The 16,710-nt window shown below is 34.8% G+C and carries 15 protein-coding genes; 7 read left to right on the top strand and 8 right to left on the bottom strand.

The window, feature by feature from the left end; genetic code table 11:
• Nucleotides 1-101 precede the first annotated feature (101 nt).
• Both ACQ5J2_RS02045 and ACQ5J2_RS02040 read left to right on the top strand, forming a co-directional pair.
• Complete coding sequence (locus tag ACQ5J2_RS02045; RefSeq protein ID WP_432672027.1) at nucleotides 102-845, top strand: hypothetical protein; 744 nt, start codon at nucleotides 102-104, stop codon at nucleotides 843-845.
• A 259-nt stretch (nucleotides 846-1,104) separates the two neighbouring features.
• Nucleotides 1,105-1,860, top strand: a complete 756-nt coding sequence (locus ACQ5J2_RS02040) for a hypothetical protein (protein WP_432672026.1) — start codon at nucleotides 1,105-1,107, stop codon at nucleotides 1,858-1,860.
• Here the strand turns inward: ACQ5J2_RS02040 and ACQ5J2_RS02035 are convergent, their stop codons facing one another.
• The gene (locus tag ACQ5J2_RS02035) at nucleotides 1,861-2,340 is read right to left on the bottom strand and encodes a CYTH domain-containing protein (protein ID WP_432672025.1); all 480 of its coding nucleotides are present in this window, start codon (nucleotides 2,338-2,340) and stop codon (nucleotides 1,861-1,863) included. It lies immediately after the preceding gene.
• Nucleotides 2,341-2,424: 84 nt separating this feature from the next.
• Between ACQ5J2_RS02035 and ACQ5J2_RS02030 the strand changes: the two genes are divergently transcribed.
• The 4 genes from ACQ5J2_RS02030 (at nucleotide 2,425) to ACQ5J2_RS02015 (ending at nucleotide 7,289) form a co-directional block, all read left to right on the top strand.
• Nucleotides 2,425-4,518, top strand: a complete 2,094-nt coding sequence (locus ACQ5J2_RS02030) for a recombinase (protein WP_432672024.1) — start codon at nucleotides 2,425-2,427, stop codon at nucleotides 4,516-4,518.
• A gap of 13 nt (nucleotides 4,519-4,531) precedes the next feature.
• Nucleotides 4,532-5,611, top strand: a complete 1,080-nt coding sequence (gene dinB, locus ACQ5J2_RS02025) for a DNA polymerase IV (RefSeq protein WP_432673340.1) — start codon at nucleotides 4,532-4,534, stop codon at nucleotides 5,609-5,611.
• 91 nt (nucleotides 5,612-5,702) lie between these two features.
• Nucleotides 5,703-6,218: a PAS domain-containing protein gene (locus tag ACQ5J2_RS02020; RefSeq protein ID WP_432672023.1), complete on the top strand. Its 516-nt coding sequence runs from the start codon at nucleotides 5,703-5,705 to the stop codon at nucleotides 6,216-6,218.
• Nucleotides 6,219-6,251: 33 nt separating this feature from the next.
• Nucleotides 6,252-7,289 carry an NADP(H)-dependent aldo-keto reductase gene (locus ACQ5J2_RS02015; RefSeq protein ID WP_432672022.1) on the top strand — a complete coding sequence of 346 codons (1,038 nt, stop codon included), beginning with the start codon at nucleotides 6,252-6,254 and terminating at the stop codon, nucleotides 7,287-7,289.
• A 63-nt stretch (nucleotides 7,290-7,352) separates the two neighbouring features.
• Here the strand turns inward: ACQ5J2_RS02015 and ACQ5J2_RS02010 are convergent, their stop codons facing one another.
• The 7 genes from ACQ5J2_RS02010 to panC form a co-directional block, all read right to left on the bottom strand.
• Nucleotides 7,353-8,954 carry a DUF4139 domain-containing protein gene (locus ACQ5J2_RS02010; RefSeq protein WP_432672021.1) on the bottom strand — a complete coding sequence of 534 codons (1,602 nt, stop codon included), beginning with the start codon at nucleotides 8,952-8,954 and terminating at the stop codon, nucleotides 7,353-7,355.
• Between the two features lie 99 nt (nucleotides 8,955-9,053).
• The gene (locus ACQ5J2_RS02005) at nucleotides 9,054-11,018 is read right to left on the bottom strand and encodes a transglycosylase domain-containing protein (RefSeq protein ID WP_432672020.1); all 1,965 of its coding nucleotides are present in this window, start codon (nucleotides 11,016-11,018) and stop codon (nucleotides 9,054-9,056) included.
• A gap of 12 nt (nucleotides 11,019-11,030) precedes the next feature.
• Nucleotides 11,031-12,392, bottom strand: a complete 1,362-nt coding sequence (gene radA, locus ACQ5J2_RS02000) for a DNA repair protein RadA (RefSeq protein ID WP_432672019.1) — start codon at nucleotides 12,390-12,392, stop codon at nucleotides 11,031-11,033.
• 11 nt (nucleotides 12,393-12,403) lie between these two features.
• Nucleotides 12,404-13,540, bottom strand: coding sequence for an alpha/beta hydrolase (locus ACQ5J2_RS01995; protein ID WP_432672018.1), 1,137 nt, complete (start codon nucleotides 13,538-13,540; stop codon nucleotides 12,404-12,406).
• Between the two features lie 58 nt (nucleotides 13,541-13,598).
• Nucleotides 13,599-14,561, bottom strand: coding sequence for a lysylphosphatidylglycerol synthase transmembrane domain-containing protein (locus ACQ5J2_RS01990; RefSeq protein WP_432672017.1), 963 nt, complete (start codon nucleotides 14,559-14,561; stop codon nucleotides 13,599-13,601).
• Nucleotides 14,562-14,564: 3 nt separating this feature from the next.
• Complete coding sequence (panD, locus tag ACQ5J2_RS01985; protein ID WP_432672016.1) at nucleotides 14,565-14,915, bottom strand: aspartate 1-decarboxylase; 351 nt, start codon at nucleotides 14,913-14,915, stop codon at nucleotides 14,565-14,567.
• Between the two features lie 13 nt (nucleotides 14,916-14,928).
• Nucleotides 14,929-15,777, bottom strand: a complete 849-nt coding sequence (gene panC / locus ACQ5J2_RS01980; RefSeq protein ID WP_432672015.1) for a pantoate--beta-alanine ligase — start codon at nucleotides 15,775-15,777, stop codon at nucleotides 14,929-14,931.
• A 106-nt stretch (nucleotides 15,778-15,883) separates the two neighbouring features.
• Between panC and ACQ5J2_RS01975 the strand changes: the two genes are divergently transcribed.
• On the top strand, nucleotides 15,884-16,690 hold the full coding sequence (locus tag ACQ5J2_RS01975) for a glycogen/starch synthase (RefSeq protein WP_432672014.1): 807 nt from the start codon (nucleotides 15,884-15,886) through the stop codon (nucleotides 16,688-16,690).
• Nucleotides 16,691-16,710 lie beyond the last annotated feature (20 nt).

Raw genomic sequence — 16,710 nt, 5'->3', positions numbered from 1 at the left:
TTCAAATTCGGTTTTTTGTATGAGTTAATCCTACGTTAATGTCTACTTTCTGTAAAATGCAAAGCACAAAATTTGTATTTTCGGTTTTCAAAATTTTCTCTATGCGGATTTTCTCTGTCGTCTTTTTATTAATAAGCAATTTCCTTTTTGCTCAACCTTTGACTTTAACTATCGAGTCGATAACTTCTAAGGATTCTTTGCCCAACCAAAGAGAATTCAAACTCAAGTACTTTATAAAAAATAACACGAGTGATACTTTACATTTTTTCTTTTTGCCAAAAAACATTTCACCAAGTACCGGAGGCTCTTTAACCAAAGAAATCTATTATAAAATTTATGAAAATGACAATTTCATAGAAATAGGATTGGCTTTTAACCAAGTAACTTTAGAGAAATCCGAATTTGATTTTGAAGGAGCTACTCAAACCCAGAAAGATTCACTGATTATTGTTTATTTCGCCAAAAAAGTAGAGGAGGACGTGGATAAACTATTAAAAATTTTTAAGGAAAAGGGAACTGCTGGACTACTGGATTCCTCTAATGATTATATTCAGAAAATTTATAAGAAAAGAGATAATTATTACCACACCTTACTTCCCAATCAAAGGGAAGACTTCGAAGCAGTTTTTCAATGGAATAAAGATCGGTATTACTACAATGAACCCAATGAGTTTTACCTAGACGACAACGCCAAGCATTATTTTGAAATCACTTTAGTTGCTTTGAAAGAAGAGTTTAAGGATAAATTGGATGCTGAACTATATAATAAAATCATGAAAGAACCCAATTTTATAAAAGGCGTTTTTGTGTCAGACAAAGTAGAAATTAATTTTAATTCGAAGTAATTATAGGTTAGATTTCCATTCTAAAAACTAATTTTTGCTCAAGTAAGCATTGTAATAGCGGTTGTCGTTCGTTTCTTCCTCTCCCAGATAGCCAGGATTTTCAAAAGGTTTCTTTTCGCACTATAACACCTCCGCTTTCTACAGATTGTTTTCTAGGGAAATCTTGTATCGCTTGCCTTTACTTTAATGCTGCATTAATATGCACTTGTGTATAAAAGGAACCGAGATAATTTGTACTTTCGATTTTCAAAATTATTATATGCGTTTACTAACCGTTCTATTCGTCCTTTATAACTTTGCTGCTTTTGCACAACCCATAACCGTTACCGTAGATGCCTTGATAGCAGAAGAGACCGAATCACAACAGCGGGAATTTAAGCTGACCTACCGTGTTATAAATAATACCGCTGATACTTTGAAGTTGTTTTTTAAGTCCAATGCTGTATCAAGAAGTGATGAAAGTCATAATGCTGCAATCGCGTACTACAAGATTTATGAAGAGGATTCCTTTGTAAGCGTTGGGTCCATTCTTACAACAAAAGGAGTAAGTATCAGCCGATTTTCATTCGTAGTAGAGGACGGAAATGAAAGTGAGGAAGATTTTGAAAAAAAGTACATGACTTTTTTAAGCCAGCAGTACGAAACCCCGATGGACTCGATTCAAAACCTATATACAGCAGAAGGATTTGAAGGTTTGTTACAGTTTGAGGGCAAAAAGTATTTTGCTTTTCAAGAAAAGCGTAAAATGCATTATCAAGTGTTAGCACCACATCAACAACTGGAATGTACAGCAAGTTTTTATTGGAACAAGAATCGCTATTATTATAGTGAACCACACGAATTTTATTTAGACGAAAACGCCAAGCATTACTTCGAAATTACGTTAGTCGCTTTAAAAGAAGAGTTTAAGGATAAATTGGATGCTGAACTATATGATAAAATCATGAAAGAACCCAATTTCATAAAAGGCGTTTTTGTGTCAAACAAAGTAGAAATTGATTTCAATACGAATTAGTTACTCGTCCGATTTCCATTCTGAAAACGGATTTTTGCTCAAATAGGCATTATAAAATCTTTCATTATTGGTAACTTCTTCGCCAAGCCAATCGGGTTTCTCAAAAGTTTCATTTTCGTCATTAAGTTCAATTTCAGCAATAATTAAGCCTTCATTTTCGCCGTAAAACTCATCTACTTCATACAAATGATTTCCAACAGGAATTTCAAATCGGTTTTTTTCAATGACGCCTTTTTCACAGAGTTCTAAAAGTAATTTTGCCTCTTCAAACGGAATTTCTTTTTCCCACTCAAAACGTGTTGTTCCACTTTCGTTTCCTTTTCCTTTGACGGTGATAAAAGCTTTTTCGTTGGCAATTCGAACGCGAACTGTTCGCTCAGGATTGGTGTTTAAGTAACCTTGTGCTATTTTTTTTTCGGCTTTCGCCAAAGTTTTAAAGGTATTGTTTTTGACTAAAAATTTGCGTTCAATTTCTTGCATTTTCTTAAAAAATAAATTTTCAGCAAGTTAATTATTTAATCAATTCTCTTTGTACTTTTATTCCGAAATTATCTAAAGAAAAACATGGGAATTCGATTGTATTCTAAAACGAAAAAAACCAAGGTCAAGCGAAGTCTTGCCACGTTTATGTTGCAACATTTCAACGATAAAGAAGGTTGGATGTTTAACGAAGACGACTTAGAATTATTGATTGATTTAGTTCAGTTTTTCAGACCGGAACATCCACATCGAGCTGATAAAATTGACTTGACGGAGTTTTTAACCTTCCTCGACCACAATCCTAATTTCAGAAAAGAATTGGCGGTTTATTTAAAGCAAATTCTACATCAAAAGAAATTTAATCGAACAATAACAGATGCCGGAATTTTGCAAGATGTTGATTTCCTTTTTGAAGTTCGCCGTCGGTTGTATGCTAAAGTTTTACCCAATCAACCCCAAAGAGATACTTTAGAATTTGTTCTTAATCAAGTTTTTTACTTGTCTAGCGATATTGTTTGGGTAAAGAAAATCCCGTTTGAGCAATTGCAAAAATTACATCAAATGCTAGAATTTGGTTCCATTTACGAAAATGTGGAGCCATTTACCGCTTTATCAGAACTGATGAATGCGATGACATTGATTACCCAAAGAATTGGTGGTCGAGCCATGGAAACCGACGTTTTGAAAATGGTTCCCGAATACGACGGTATTGAAAGTCCGTTTACTGCCTTTGAAAAGGAATTATTAATGATTGAAGAACGAATCAAATTAGATGTCCCTCATTTTTTAACTTCCGAAGACTTATCATATAGGCAATTACTAGTTTTTCATAAGCAATGTGAGGAGTTTGTAGATAAAGCCTTTAAAAATAGTTCAAAATACGGAATTTCACTTCGTGTAAATCAAAACTTACTTCGAATCCGTCAGCAATTGGTGCGATTAAAAGTGCTTTTTCCTTTAATGATTGTTGATTCTGGAACGGATATCGAAGAAAATGCCGTAAAAATGAGTGTTCAATTGATTGAGTATAATTGTTATAAAAATAACGTTCGAAAATTTATCTCTGAAAGCACACAACTTTTATCCTATGAAATCACGCAACATACTGCAAAAACCGGAGGTCATTACATTACCGAAAATCATCGTGAATACTTCAGAATGTTGCGAAATTCACTCGGTGGTGGATTGATTGTAGGAATTCTTTGTATTGTAAAATTATTACTTTCAAAAGTGGATACCAGTTATTTTGGGCAGGCATTTTTGTACAGTATGAATTACTCCATTGGATTTATTACGATATTTCTTCTTGGTTTTGCTTTAGCTACAAAACAACCTGCTTTAACGGCTGCGGCATTAGCTCGAGCTTTGGAGGAAGGACATAGTAAGGAGGGACATAGTAGTCAAAAGTACGGAGCATTTGCAATTCTATTTGCCCGAGTATTTCGGTCTCAATTTATTGCTTTTGTGGGCAATGTGGCTATGGCATTCCCTATTTCTCTATTTTTAATTTGGTCTATCGAGCAAATTTTTGGTTATAATATTGCAACCGCTAAGTGGGAACATATTTTAACCGATATCAGTCCTGTTCATTCCTTAGCGATTTTTCACGCTGCAATTGCAGGATTGTTTCTTTTTTTAAGCGGAATTATTAATGGTGTAGTTTCTAACCGCGACAAACACAATCAGGTATATTATAGAATTCAAGAACATCCTTTACTCAAGAAAACATTTGGCAAAAAACGCACATTACGATTCGCAAGTTGGTATGAAAAACGTTGGGCGGGTTTTATTTCTAATTTCTGGTTTGGTGTTTTTATGGGAAGTACAGCTTCGGTAGGTTTATTTTTAGGACTCAACTTAGACATTCGACATATCAGTTTCGCCAGTGGAAATTTAGCTTTAGCAATCTACGGGTCTGAATTTCATGTGACTAATATGATGCTTTTCTGGGGAATCTTTGGAGTTGGAGTAATTGGGTTCATCAACTTTTCGGTTAGTTTCGGACTATCATTAGGATTGGCTTTTCGTTCCCGTGCGATTTCTATTTTTGAATTGCGATTTGTAACTTCGGCAATCTGGAGTCACTTCAAGCATAAACCCATGAGTTTTTTCTTCCCAACCGAACGAAAACTCAAAACCGAAGTAGAAGAGAAGTACTTAAAACCAGACGAAAAATAAGTTGACCGAAGTAATCACTATAAACAAAAATCGCAAAATAATTCATGTAGATATGGATGCATTTTATGCTTCTGTAGAACAAATGGATAATCCTGCACTATTAGGAAAACCAGTTGCAGTGGGAGGTAGCGAAATACGTGGCGTTGTTGCTGCAGCAAGTTATGAAGCTCGGAAATTTGGAGTAAGAAGTGCGATAAGTGGTGTTTTAGCGAAGAAATATTGTCCTGAACTTATCTTTGTTCGTCCACGTTTTGACCGTTACAAAGAAATTTCACGAAAAGTCCAAGCCATTTTTTATGATTATACTGATTTGGTTGAACCTTTGTCGCTTGATGAAGCTTATCTTGACGTGACGCAAAATAAAAAAGGAAATCCCAGTGCAAGTTTGATTGCGAAAGAAATTCGGGAACGCATCTTTAAAGAAGTTGGATTAACGGCTTCTGCAGGAATTTCTGTCAATAAATTTGTAGCCAAAATCGCTTCTGATATTAACAAACCCAATGGTCAAAAAACAGTAAATCCGGACGAAGTTTTAGCTTTTTTGGAGGAATTACCTATTCGTAAATTTTATGGCGTTGGAAAAGTTACGACCGAAAAAATGTACCAATTGGGTATTTTTACGGGATTGGATTTAAGAAGTAAAGAGTTGGTGTTTTTAGAAAAACATTTCGGAAAGTCAGGCGGTTTTTACTACAATGTGGTTCGTGGTGTTCATAACAGTGAGGTGAAATCAGAACGAATTACAAAATCAGTTGCTGCTGAACATACTTTTGAGGAAAACTTATCTTCAGAAATTTTTATGGAAGAAAAACTTCAATTAATTGCTGAACAATTAGAAAAGAGATTGTTGAGAAATAAATTGGCGGGAAAAACCGTCACATTAAAAATAAAATACAGCGATTTTAGCCAACAAACACGAAGTAAAACCTTGCCTTATTTTATTGCAAATAAAGCGTTACTTCTGGAAACTGCGAAAGAATTACTCTATCAAGAACGTATGCGAGAATCCGTTCGTTTGCTTGGGATTTCTGTGACTGGCTTGAATACAGAAGTTAAAAAAGCAGTCGTAGTTCAATTGAAATTCGATTTTTGAAACTTTCCGTACAACTTCAACAGTAGTTAAACTTGAATTATTTTGCATTTTACCGAAAATTAAAATTTATTTTTGTTAAAAATTAGTGGTTATGTTTGATTTAAACGTGTATGACAAAAGTGTCGCTTTGGCAAATTCAAAAGAACGAAATGCAATTATGCCTTTACTTTCTTGGGATATTTACAGTGTTTTCTTTCGTAATTTGAAAGGTGTTCACGCTGATTTTTCACATTTGGAGCAGATGTCTTCACTCTACAAATGGAATTTAAACTTGGACTTGCTTAAGGAGTTGAAAGATAACGATGCTATTATTGTGACAAATGCCGATTTAAAAATCGAATTTGCATCGCAAGGAATTGCTGCAATGAGTGGATATCAACCTCTGGAAGTGGTTGGTAATTCTCCCAAAATGTTTCAAGGCAAAAATACTTCTGTCGAAAAGCGTGCTCAAATTAATCTAGCAATTGCAACGCAAAAACCTTTTGAGGCGACATTAGTCAATTACAAAAAAAATGGAGAACAGTATGATTGTCACATCCGAAGTTTTCCAATTTTCGATAAAAAAGGGCAATTAACACACTTTATCGCTTTAGAGAAAGCAGCATAAACGCTATATTTGCTTTTCTACGAAAAAACTGCAATGAATTACAACTTTTTACCGCGTACAGAAACCCGAGTGAGCGAAATCGCTTTGGGAACAATGACTTTTGGGCAACAAAACAGCGAATCTGAAGGTCATGACCAATTGGATTTGGCACTAGATTCTGGAATTAATTTTATTGATACCGCCGAAATGTATTCGGTTCCTTCCATGAAAGAAACTTCGGGAAGTACCGAAAAGATTATTGGTTCGTGGTTGAAAAAATCAGGAAAAAGAGACCAAATTATTTTGGCTACAAAAATTGCAGGACCTAATCGTGGTTTAGAATTTATTCGCGAAGATTTACGGTACAATGCTCAAACTTTAAGACATTCGGTTGAGAAAAGTTTGCTACGGCTTCAAACCGACTACATCGATTTGTATCAATTGCATTGGCCGGAACGTAAAACAAACTATTTTGGGCAAAGAAATTATTCTGTTCAAGAAGACGCTTGGGAGGATAACATCAACACGGTTTTAGTGGAACTGCAGCAGTTGATTCAAGAGGGAAAAATCAAACATATAGGCTTGTCTAATGAAACTCCTTGGGGTGTGATGCGTTTTTTGGAAGAAAGTAAAAGACACAACCTCCCGCGAATTGCAACCATCCAAAACCCTTATTCGTTACTTAATAGAACATTTGAAACGAGTTTGTCGGAAGTGTGCCACCATGAAAACGTGGGACTTTTGGCCTATTCACCTTTGGCTTTTGGTATTCTGACAGGAAAATTTCTTTCAGGAGAAAGTCATCCAAATGCTCGAATTAATTTATTCCCCAGATTTTCACGCTACAATTCCGAAAATGCAACGAAAGCAACGGTTTTGTACCATCAAATTGCAAACGACAATGGATTGACATTGACACAAATGGCTCTGGCTTTCATACGTCAACAGTTTTTTGTGACGAGTACCATTATAGGTGCGACAAGTTTAGAACAATTGAAAAAAAACATTCAAACAAGTCAAGTTGTTTTAACGCAAAAAGTAATTGATGAAATAAACCAAGTGCAGGAATTGTATCCAAATCCTTCACCTTAACGTCTTGATAAATGTTTTACAGCAAAGAAAAACCCCATCGTTGAGGATGAGGTTTTGAGTCTTTTATAAATTATCGATGGTCTTGTCTTTCGGATATTTGACTTTATAACTGATACGAATGACTTTAGTTTCGTTGGGTTTCAGTTTTAAATTCCATGTTAGAATGCCCGTTTCCGTATTGATTTTGGCTCCATCACTTTCTTTAAGTTCAATTTCAATTTCCTTGTCAGGACTCAGTGGGTATTGGTCTTTGAGAAGTAATTCAACCATTTCTTTCTTGTTGTTTCTAATGGTAATATCATACGTAAACGTCTGTTCTTTTTTAGACGATAAGAACTTCGTTCCTGATTTGTCCACTACTTTTTCGCGTTTAATGGAGATTTTTTTATCTCTTCCCATGCTCAAATTCAAGGTATCTGAAGTTTGATTCGGATTGATAAATGTCTTGCCAACATACATTCCTTCAAAAATAATATTCGCTTCGCCTTGCAATAAATTGTACTTCGAATAATCGCTGATTTCGGCCAAAAGAAATGCTTCTTTTTCAACTCGTGGAGCAGCATAATACTTATAAGTAGCAGGAAGATTGATTTCTTTTAAAGCAACACTATGTGCTTTTCCGTTTGATAAAATGTCGTACGGAATCTCAATGTCAAAGGAGATATTGAGCTGGTTTTCTTGAATGGTAGTGTTTTTTGAAATAGAAGATTTATCTACTCGTTTTGCAGAATAGCCAACAACTTCAACGTCATTGAAAGTATTGCTTTTCGAGTCGTCTTTTGAATAATCATAATTTTGTTGATACCCGTATCTCAAAAACCAAGCATTCAAAAGCGGAGCCTGATTGTTTTGATTTGGATTCCCACTTGATAAGGTAAGCTTCACTTGTTTCCAGTCAATTCCTGTGTTTTGAACCACTTGTGCTTTGTACATCATCTCAATGGGTGCCGAGATGTTGTTCGCTCTTAAATCATAAAACGGTTGCCAATTGGCGTTATTAGTCAAATAATTAATGTCGAAATCTACCTTTCCAGCCGTTTCGTTCATCACTTGAATCACTAATTTTCCTTTTGACGTCTTCTCTTCTTTCTGGGTATTAATTACTAACTTATTTCTCAAATCACTCAAAACCTCGTTTAACTTTTTGATTTTCTCGTCTAAAGTATCGACGTTATTACTAATTTGATTGCGTGTGGTCTTATAATAATCCACCATTTTAGTCAATTCTAAAACGCTTAAACCAGCATTAACACCAGAAACTTGTTGATTTTTATCCAATAACTCAATAGTTTTTGATTCGGCAACTTTTGCGTTGTTGACTCTTTTCATTTCTTTTTCGACCAAAGAAATACTGTCACGCACTTTTTTTATAGCAGGAGAATTCTCGTCTATCTCATATTCAGAAATGTAATTATTGGTAAACTGAACCGAAAGCACAGTCACATTAGATGGAGCTCCAATTTGAACCGTATTTTCGTTGAGGTAATCGGCTACATTTTTAATCACAATTTCGCTTGTTCCTTTGGGTAAAGTAGCGGTTGTAGTTTGTGAAATTTCAGCAGAATTAAAATAAACTGTTACGTTTTTCACTTTCGCAGTCGTAAATACTGGTTTTTGAGCATAAATAACGGCCGGAAATAATAATAGGAGGAGGAACTTTTTCATAGTATTTTTTGTTTAGTGCAAATTGCTCTTTAGTATAAAGAGTATCAAAAGAGCAAAAAGGTTGGGAAGGAAGTTGGTTTTTTTTACAACTTTCCACTTTTAGAAATTAAATTCTTCTAAATCCAATGAATCCACGATGGTTGTATCCTTCTCTGTAATTCGTAAAAAAGAACGTGCCCGACCGGTAACATGTACGGGAAATGCTTTAAAAATAGTGTCTTCGGAGGTCAACACTCCTCTTCGTAGCATTAAATTCGTTAAGTACTTTTGTTGTACAACTCCTTGGTTTCTTAGATTTCCAGTGTTATCAAATTTCCACATAAAGCCTTTTGGTCGCGGAACGATGCTTGCCAAGAATAAACACTCGTTCAGACTTAATTGAGAAGGATGTTTCTGAAAATAAAACTGCGAAGCTTCTCCGATTCCATAAATGTTTGGTCCCCATTCGATGACATTGAAATAGACTTCTAACATGCGTTCTTTGCTGACAATTCTGTTATTTTCAAGAATGTAAACCAGTAATATTTCTTCTAATTTTCTTGAAAGTGTTTTTTCACGTGTTAGAAAAACATTTTTGACCAATTGCATGGAAATGGTACTTCCGCCACGACTGAATTTTTTGGTTTTAATATTTTTGATGATGGATTGCTTGAATGCTTCGTTGATAAAACCACGGTGCGAAAAGAACGATGGGTCTTCTGTCGTAAGCACACTTTTTCGTAAATAGGGTGATATTTCGCTTAACGGAGTATAATTTGGATTGCTTTCTCCTACAAAAACAGGGCGTTGCAGTTGGTCGTTTTCAATGGCTCGATAGGTAAATGGGCCGTTTATTTTATTCAAATCTGCTTCACCATATTTAGTGATTTTAAAGTCCTTTTTATTGATGTTACTCTCAAACACAAGTGCATTTGGGTTATTTTTATTGAATTCAAAATCCAAATGATAGTCAAATTCGCCTTCCGCTTCCATACCTTCAAAATGGGTAAACAAACCTTTGGGTAGCGATTCGATAAAATCTTGGGCTTTCATGGTTGGAATGGCCACTTTCAAAGCATAAATAGTATCCGTTTCTGTATTCAAATTCACATAAGAATGAAATTTTATTTTGTTTAAAACGGCTGTCGAGCTACTATCAATCCCGATATTATTTTCGTCTAAAACAAAATGATAATCGAAGGAGGCTTTTTCAAAAAGCACATCTTTAGTGGCAATTTTCGGATGATTAACCGATAAGTTGGCGATGGAAGAAGTTCCGTCAATATTTAAAACCCCACCACTTTTGGAAATGTTATCCACTTTAATTCTAATGGAATCAAAGCTGGATTTTAGATTAAAACGTTCGTCAAAATAAGGTACTTTTATGGCTCCAGTATCGCGATTGGTAAAGGCAATATCGGCTTTGCTGTTTCTTGGGTCGGCAAAACCGGCGATTCTCCATTTCTGTTGAAAGGTATTGGTTTGCACCTCAATCGATGTTTCTAACTGTTTATCCGCCAGTCTAAGTTTTTGTAAATTAATTCTAGCTTTTTTGCCATTATCATCTAATTTGAACGTCAGGTTTTTGATTTCCATATCGGTTGGCACTAGATTCAAGCCTTTCGAGATTAATTTGTAAGCCAAATCAGCATAATCACGTTTTTGCTTTTCTCCAGAAGCTGTTGGGTTCTTCTCTTTTTTCAGAAAAGCACTGAAGTTTTTTCGGTCGCCTTTTTTGGATAATTGTACTAGGCCATTTTCAATGAATAATGTTCCAAGTTGCAAATTACCAACAAATAGAGGTGCAAAACGAACGGAAGTACTCAGTTTATGAATAGCAAATAGTGTGTCGGCATTTTTAGGAACTAATGTAATATCGGTGATTTTAACTCCAGTTAAACCGTCAAATTCAGCGGATTTGATTGATAGTTTTGCATCATAATCGCGTTCCATTTTGTCGGTTACTTTTGCAATTGCTTCTTTTAGTAGTTGGTTTCGAAAACTAAAAAACAATACGATTCCTAACAGAAATACGATAAGAACCCCTATTATAATACGGAAAATTATTTTTTTACGTTTGTTCATGTTTTTATGAAATTAACCAAAAAGTTCTTCAACGACGTCTTCAATTTTCGAAACGAGCCGAACTTTGATAACCGTTTTTTTAAGTGAAATTTTATTGTATTTCGACACAAATATAGCTGAAAAGCCTAATTTTTCAGCTTCTTGAATCCGTTGGTCTACTCGATTTACAGGACGAATTTCGCCGGAAAGCCCAACTTCTCCTGCAAAACAGAAATCTTTATCGACAGGAATGTCTTCATTAGAAGAAAGAATTGCAGCAACAACCGCTAAATCAATAGCTGGGTCGTCAACGGAAATTCCACCAGTTACGTTTAAGAAAACATCTTTGGCACCAAGCCTGAAACCCGCTCTTTTTTCCAAAACAGCAAGAATCATATTGAGTCTTTTAGCATTATAACCTGTCGTACTTCGTTGTGGTGTTCCATAAACTGCGGTACTCACTAATGCTTGAATTTCAATCATCAGCGGTCGCATCCCTTCGAGTGTTGACGCAATTGCAGTTCCTGAAAGTTGTTCTTCTTTATGTGAAATTAATATTTCTGATGGATTGGAAACTTCTCTTAAACCCGAACCTAACATTTCGTAGATTCCTAATTCAGCGGTTGAGCCAAAACGGTTTTTTAGCGAACGTAGAATTCGGTAAATGTGATTTCTATCGCCTTCAAATTGCAAAACGGTATCGACCATGTGTTCCAAAATTTTTGGTCCAGCAATCGTACCGTCTTTCGTAATATGACCAATTAAAATCACTGGAATATTGGTTTCTTTGGCAAATTTTATCAGTTCAGCAGTGGTTTCCCGAATTTGAGAAATACTTCCTGGAGAAGATTCAATATAGTCGGTATGCAAAGTTTGAATCGAGTCAATAATGACAATTTCCGGTTCAATTGCTTCAATTTGCTTGAAGATATTTTGCGTTTTCGTCTCCGTTAGAATGTAGCAATTATCGCTTAATGGATTTATTCTTTCGGCACGCATTTTTATTTGCTTCTGGCTTTCTTCGCCTGAAACATATAAAGTTCTGTAAGGTAATTTGAGGGAAATTTGCAACAGCAAAGTGCTTTTGCCAATTCCAGGTTCACCACCCAAAAGAATTAAGGAGCCGGGAACTATTCCGCCGCCTAAAACACGATTTAATTCGCCATCACGGGTATCCATCCGAATCTCCTCAGTGCTGTCAATTTCGTGAATTTTCAGCGGTTTTGTAGTTCGTTTGGATTCAGTTTGGGTTGGATTCCAACTTTTTTTCTCTTCTTTCTGGATTACTTCTTCAACAATGGTATTCCATTCTTTGCAAGCGTTGCATTGGCCTTGCCATTTGGCGTAAGACGTTCCGCAATTTTGACAGAAAAAGGCTGTTTTTATTTTTGACATAATTTGGAGAACTACTTCATTTGGTCGGCTTTTTCAAGCATAAAGTCTTTGGTTAAACTGCCAATAGAATCCATGTTATAAGCATTCATGTAAGCCTTAGATGCCTTTCTTGTTTCGCCTGTTTTTTCATAGAACATCCCCATGTGGTACTGACTCAACATCGATCGAGGATAACTTTTCTTAGCCAAAGAAGCCAATTGTTCAAACTCTGCAAATGCATTATTTTTCAAAATTGCCGCCTCAATTGCCGTGAAATCATTAATCCGAATGGGCATTTTTATTCCGTATGATTTTTCTATAATATCGTATTTTTTAGTCAAATAGCCTACGTAATCGCTAGGTAAAGTCACAATCTTTTCCTGAAATTCAGTACTTGAAATAGGTTGATAGGCTCCGAAAATATGGTATAATGCATTCGGGATTGAAAATAAAACGAGCGAATAATGAGAAGCATTTTTAAAATCATCAAACTGATAATACAAATTTGAATTGGTGGTAGCTTTTAAATTAACATCTAAAGTTTTAATGCGTTCTTGCATTTTTTTCAAATCTCCATCAGCGGTCGATTGATAATAGAAAACTGGTTTTTTAATGGCGCCCAAACGGGTTGGGATTCTTGTTTCCATTTCCTGACCTAATTCTGGACTCATCGAAATGTAAGCGTCAAAAACCGGAACATCCTTGTAAAGAAATAAATTCATGAAACCCGCTGTCACGTCGTGACCTGCAATAATTTTAAATGGTGCAATCGCATATTTTTTTTCTAAAGCGGGTAGTAATTCCATACCAATAAAGTCGAAAAATTTGGCGCCTTTTTCTATAGGCAAGCCATTTTGCACATCAACATCGCTTTCTAATTCTCGGTCATAAGGACGACTTTGATTGATTCCCACCACAATTACTTCAGGTAAATCATCCCAATAATTACCGTATTTTAGTGCTCCAGCGAAGGGTTCAAACAAGTAATCACCATCCAATAGGAGTAATAAGGGATATTTTTTATTTTTTTCTTTTCCGTAAGAAGTGGGAAGTGAAATGGAAATAATACGGTCTTCATTGAGTTTCTCAGAATGAATAGTATCTGTCTTTTGGGCAAAAACAGGAAATACAAACAGACTTAAAACAAGTAATAAGTAATATTTTTTCATTGATTATGTTGGTTTGGTTTGGTAATCTGCTTTCGCAATTTTGAAGCAAGATAATAAATTATTTGTTTTTCTTGACAAAAGGCAAAAGTAAAAAGGATAAAAGCCCTAGAAAAACAATGATAATTAATTGTGAAGTCCATGCAATCCAGCCAAAAGCGTTTCCTGCTTCAAGTGGAATGTGGTATAGAAATAAAATTTTAGCAATTAAAACCGGAAAAAATCCGAAGCCACCGTTTGTAAAAGCCACCGTTAAACTTCCAATAACAAAAGCTATTAATGCAGTACCGAAAGTAATAGAACTTGTTTCTTCCAATGCAAAAGTGGTTATATAAAACATCAAAACATAGGAAAGCCAAATTAACAAAGTAAGGGTAAGAAATTCCCATTTAGAAGGCATGTTCCAAATGCTTAAAGCTCCCTCTTTTAGTCCTTCTATTTTAGATTTTAGACTTAGTATAAATTTCGATTTGGAATAAAAATAAAGATAAAGCGAAAACAAAAAGCCAATAAATCCAATTGCAAGAATCAAGACTAATTTTCCAATTGGAATGTAGCTTAGAAGAAAACTTTTTAAGGTATTAAACTCTACAATTAAGGATAGAAAAATAAAAAAAAGAAGAATAAAAAAATCAACAATTCGTTCGCCAATAATAGTTCCGAAAGCCTTGTCGAAAGGAACATCTTGGTATTTTTTTAAAATCAAAGCTCTAGAAACTTCTCCTGAACGAGGAATGGAAAGATTGACAAAATAGCCAATACTCACGGCTATAAAGTTAAGTTTGAAATTTGGAACAACTCCAATTTGAGTCAATGTGTATTTCCAACGGTATGCTCTTAATACATAACCTGAAGTTGCTAAAAGTAGTGAAATGAGTACATAATTGTAATCGGCTGTTAAAAAATAGCCTTTCATTTCTTGCAATTGCTCTTCAGTAAAAGAATTATAAGAATAAATCATCAGTACAACCCCTAATAAAAGAGGAATAAGAATAGATAGTAAATTACTGATTCTTTTTTTCACAAATTAAGTCAAGGAATTGTCTTTTTCATTTGGAAAAACCAAAGAAGGTTTGAATGATTTTGCTTCTTCGAAATCTAAAATTCCGTAAGAAATAATGATAATAATGTCCCCTTTTTGTACTTTACGAGCTGCCGGACCATTAAGGGTAATTTCTCCAGAATTTCTATTTCCTTTGATGGCATAGGTTTCAAGTCTTTCACCATTATTGATGTTGACAATCGCTACTTTTTCGCCTTCAATAATATTGGAAGCTTCCATGAGAGCCTCGTCAATAGTGATGCTTCCTATATAATTTAAATCTGCTCCAGTTACCGTAACACGGTGAATCTTGGATTTTACTACTTCAATTTGCATACGGCAAAGATAATTAATTTAATGAAATGGTATCAATCAATCGAACATCGTTCATAAAAACAGCAATAAATGCCCGATATTTCTTGTTTGGTTCCTTGTTTTGAACTGATTTTAAAGTGGTTTCGTCTGCGATTTCGAAATATTCTAACCTGAAATTAGTATTGTTTTTAAATTCATTTTCCACCCAATTTGAAACTTCTACAGCATCTTTTATGCCAAAATGGTTTTTAGCAGCTTGAAGTGTTTTATAAATAAAGGATGCTTCTTCTCTCTGCTTGCTAGAAAGTCTTTCATTTCGTGAACTCATAGCTAAGCCGTTTTCTTCTCTAAAAATTGGTTGACCAATGACTTCTACAGGAAGTCCGGTTATTTCGACCATTTTTTTAATAATCTGTAGTTGCTGAAAGTCTTTTTCTCCAAAATAGGCATGGGTTGGTTGTACGATTTCAAACAATCTTTTGACAATTGTTCCTACGCCATCGAAATGTCCCGGACGATGCTTGCCTTCCATTTCATTTTCTAATCCGTCAAAATCGAAATGCTGAGAAAGCGTTTTTCCTTGATAAATATCATCTACTGATGGTGCGAAAATAATTATATCAGGACTGATTTTCTCTATTTTTTCAACATCCGCATCCAGCGTTCTTGGATAATTCTCTAAATCCATTGCGTTGTTAAACTGGGTAGGATTCACAAAAATACTCATAACGGTAGTGTCATTTTCCGAAATTGACTTCTGAATTAAGGACAGATGACCTTGATGTAAGGCACCCATTGTAGGGACAAATCCGATAGTTTTAGAATTTTCAAAGTTGGTTATTAAGTGGCTTCTTAGATCCTCTTGCGTTGTAAAAATCAGCATATTTATTTTGTTTCAGAGGTGCAAAATTAATATAATAGTTAATAACTCCGTTATTTTTTGTAATTTTGCGTGTTATTTATTGCCAATTAAAAAAGTAAAAAACAATATGGAGGATAAGAGGATCTTATATGTGTCATCTGAAGTGGTGCCTTATTTAGCAGAAAACGAAGTTTCGTCAATGTCTTATGATGTGCCAAAGATGATAAATGATCAAGGAGGGCAAATCAGAATTTTTATGCCAAGATATGGTAATATTAATGAAAGAAGACATCAACTGCATGAGGTTATTCGGCTTTCTGGGATGAATTTAGTGGTAAATGATTTAGATATGCCATTAATTATTAAGGTAGCTTCAATTCCTAAAGAGCGAATTCAGGTTTATTTTATTGACAATGATGAATATTTCAAACGCAAAGCTACTTTTACGGACGAAGACGGTACTTTGTATCCAGATAATGACGAACGTGCCATATTTTTTGCAAAAGGAGTTGTAGAAACTGTTAAGAAGTTAAATTGGGTTCCAGACATTATCCATGTTCACGGATGGATGGCGGGATTGCTTCCTATTTATATGAAGCATTATTATAAAGACGAAGCTTTATTTGAAAACACAAAAATTGTTGTTTCTGTTTATGGTCATTCTTTTGAAGGAACTTTGAATCCGGAGTTGATTAATAAAATAAAATTTGACGGTATTCCGCATGAGGCTATTTCAACATTGGAGATTCCAAATTATGAAAATCTTTTGCAAACGACTATTAGTCATTCAGATGCTATAATCATTGGTTCAGAAAGTATTTCGCCAAGTTTAACAAAATTTATTGAATCGTCAGGTAAACCTTTTTTACCTTTCGTCCCTAAAGATAAATTTGCAGAAGTTTATACTGACTTTTACAAAACAAAAGTACTTTAAGTTAATAATTAAAAATTTTT

It is taken from the genome of Flavobacterium sp. SM2513, assembly GCF_050908145.1.
GTDB lineage: Bacteria > Bacteroidota > Bacteroidia > Flavobacteriales > Flavobacteriaceae > Flavobacterium.
The sequence above is the reverse complement of the archived record's forward strand: the minus strand, read 5'-3'. Positions and strand labels throughout refer to the sequence as shown.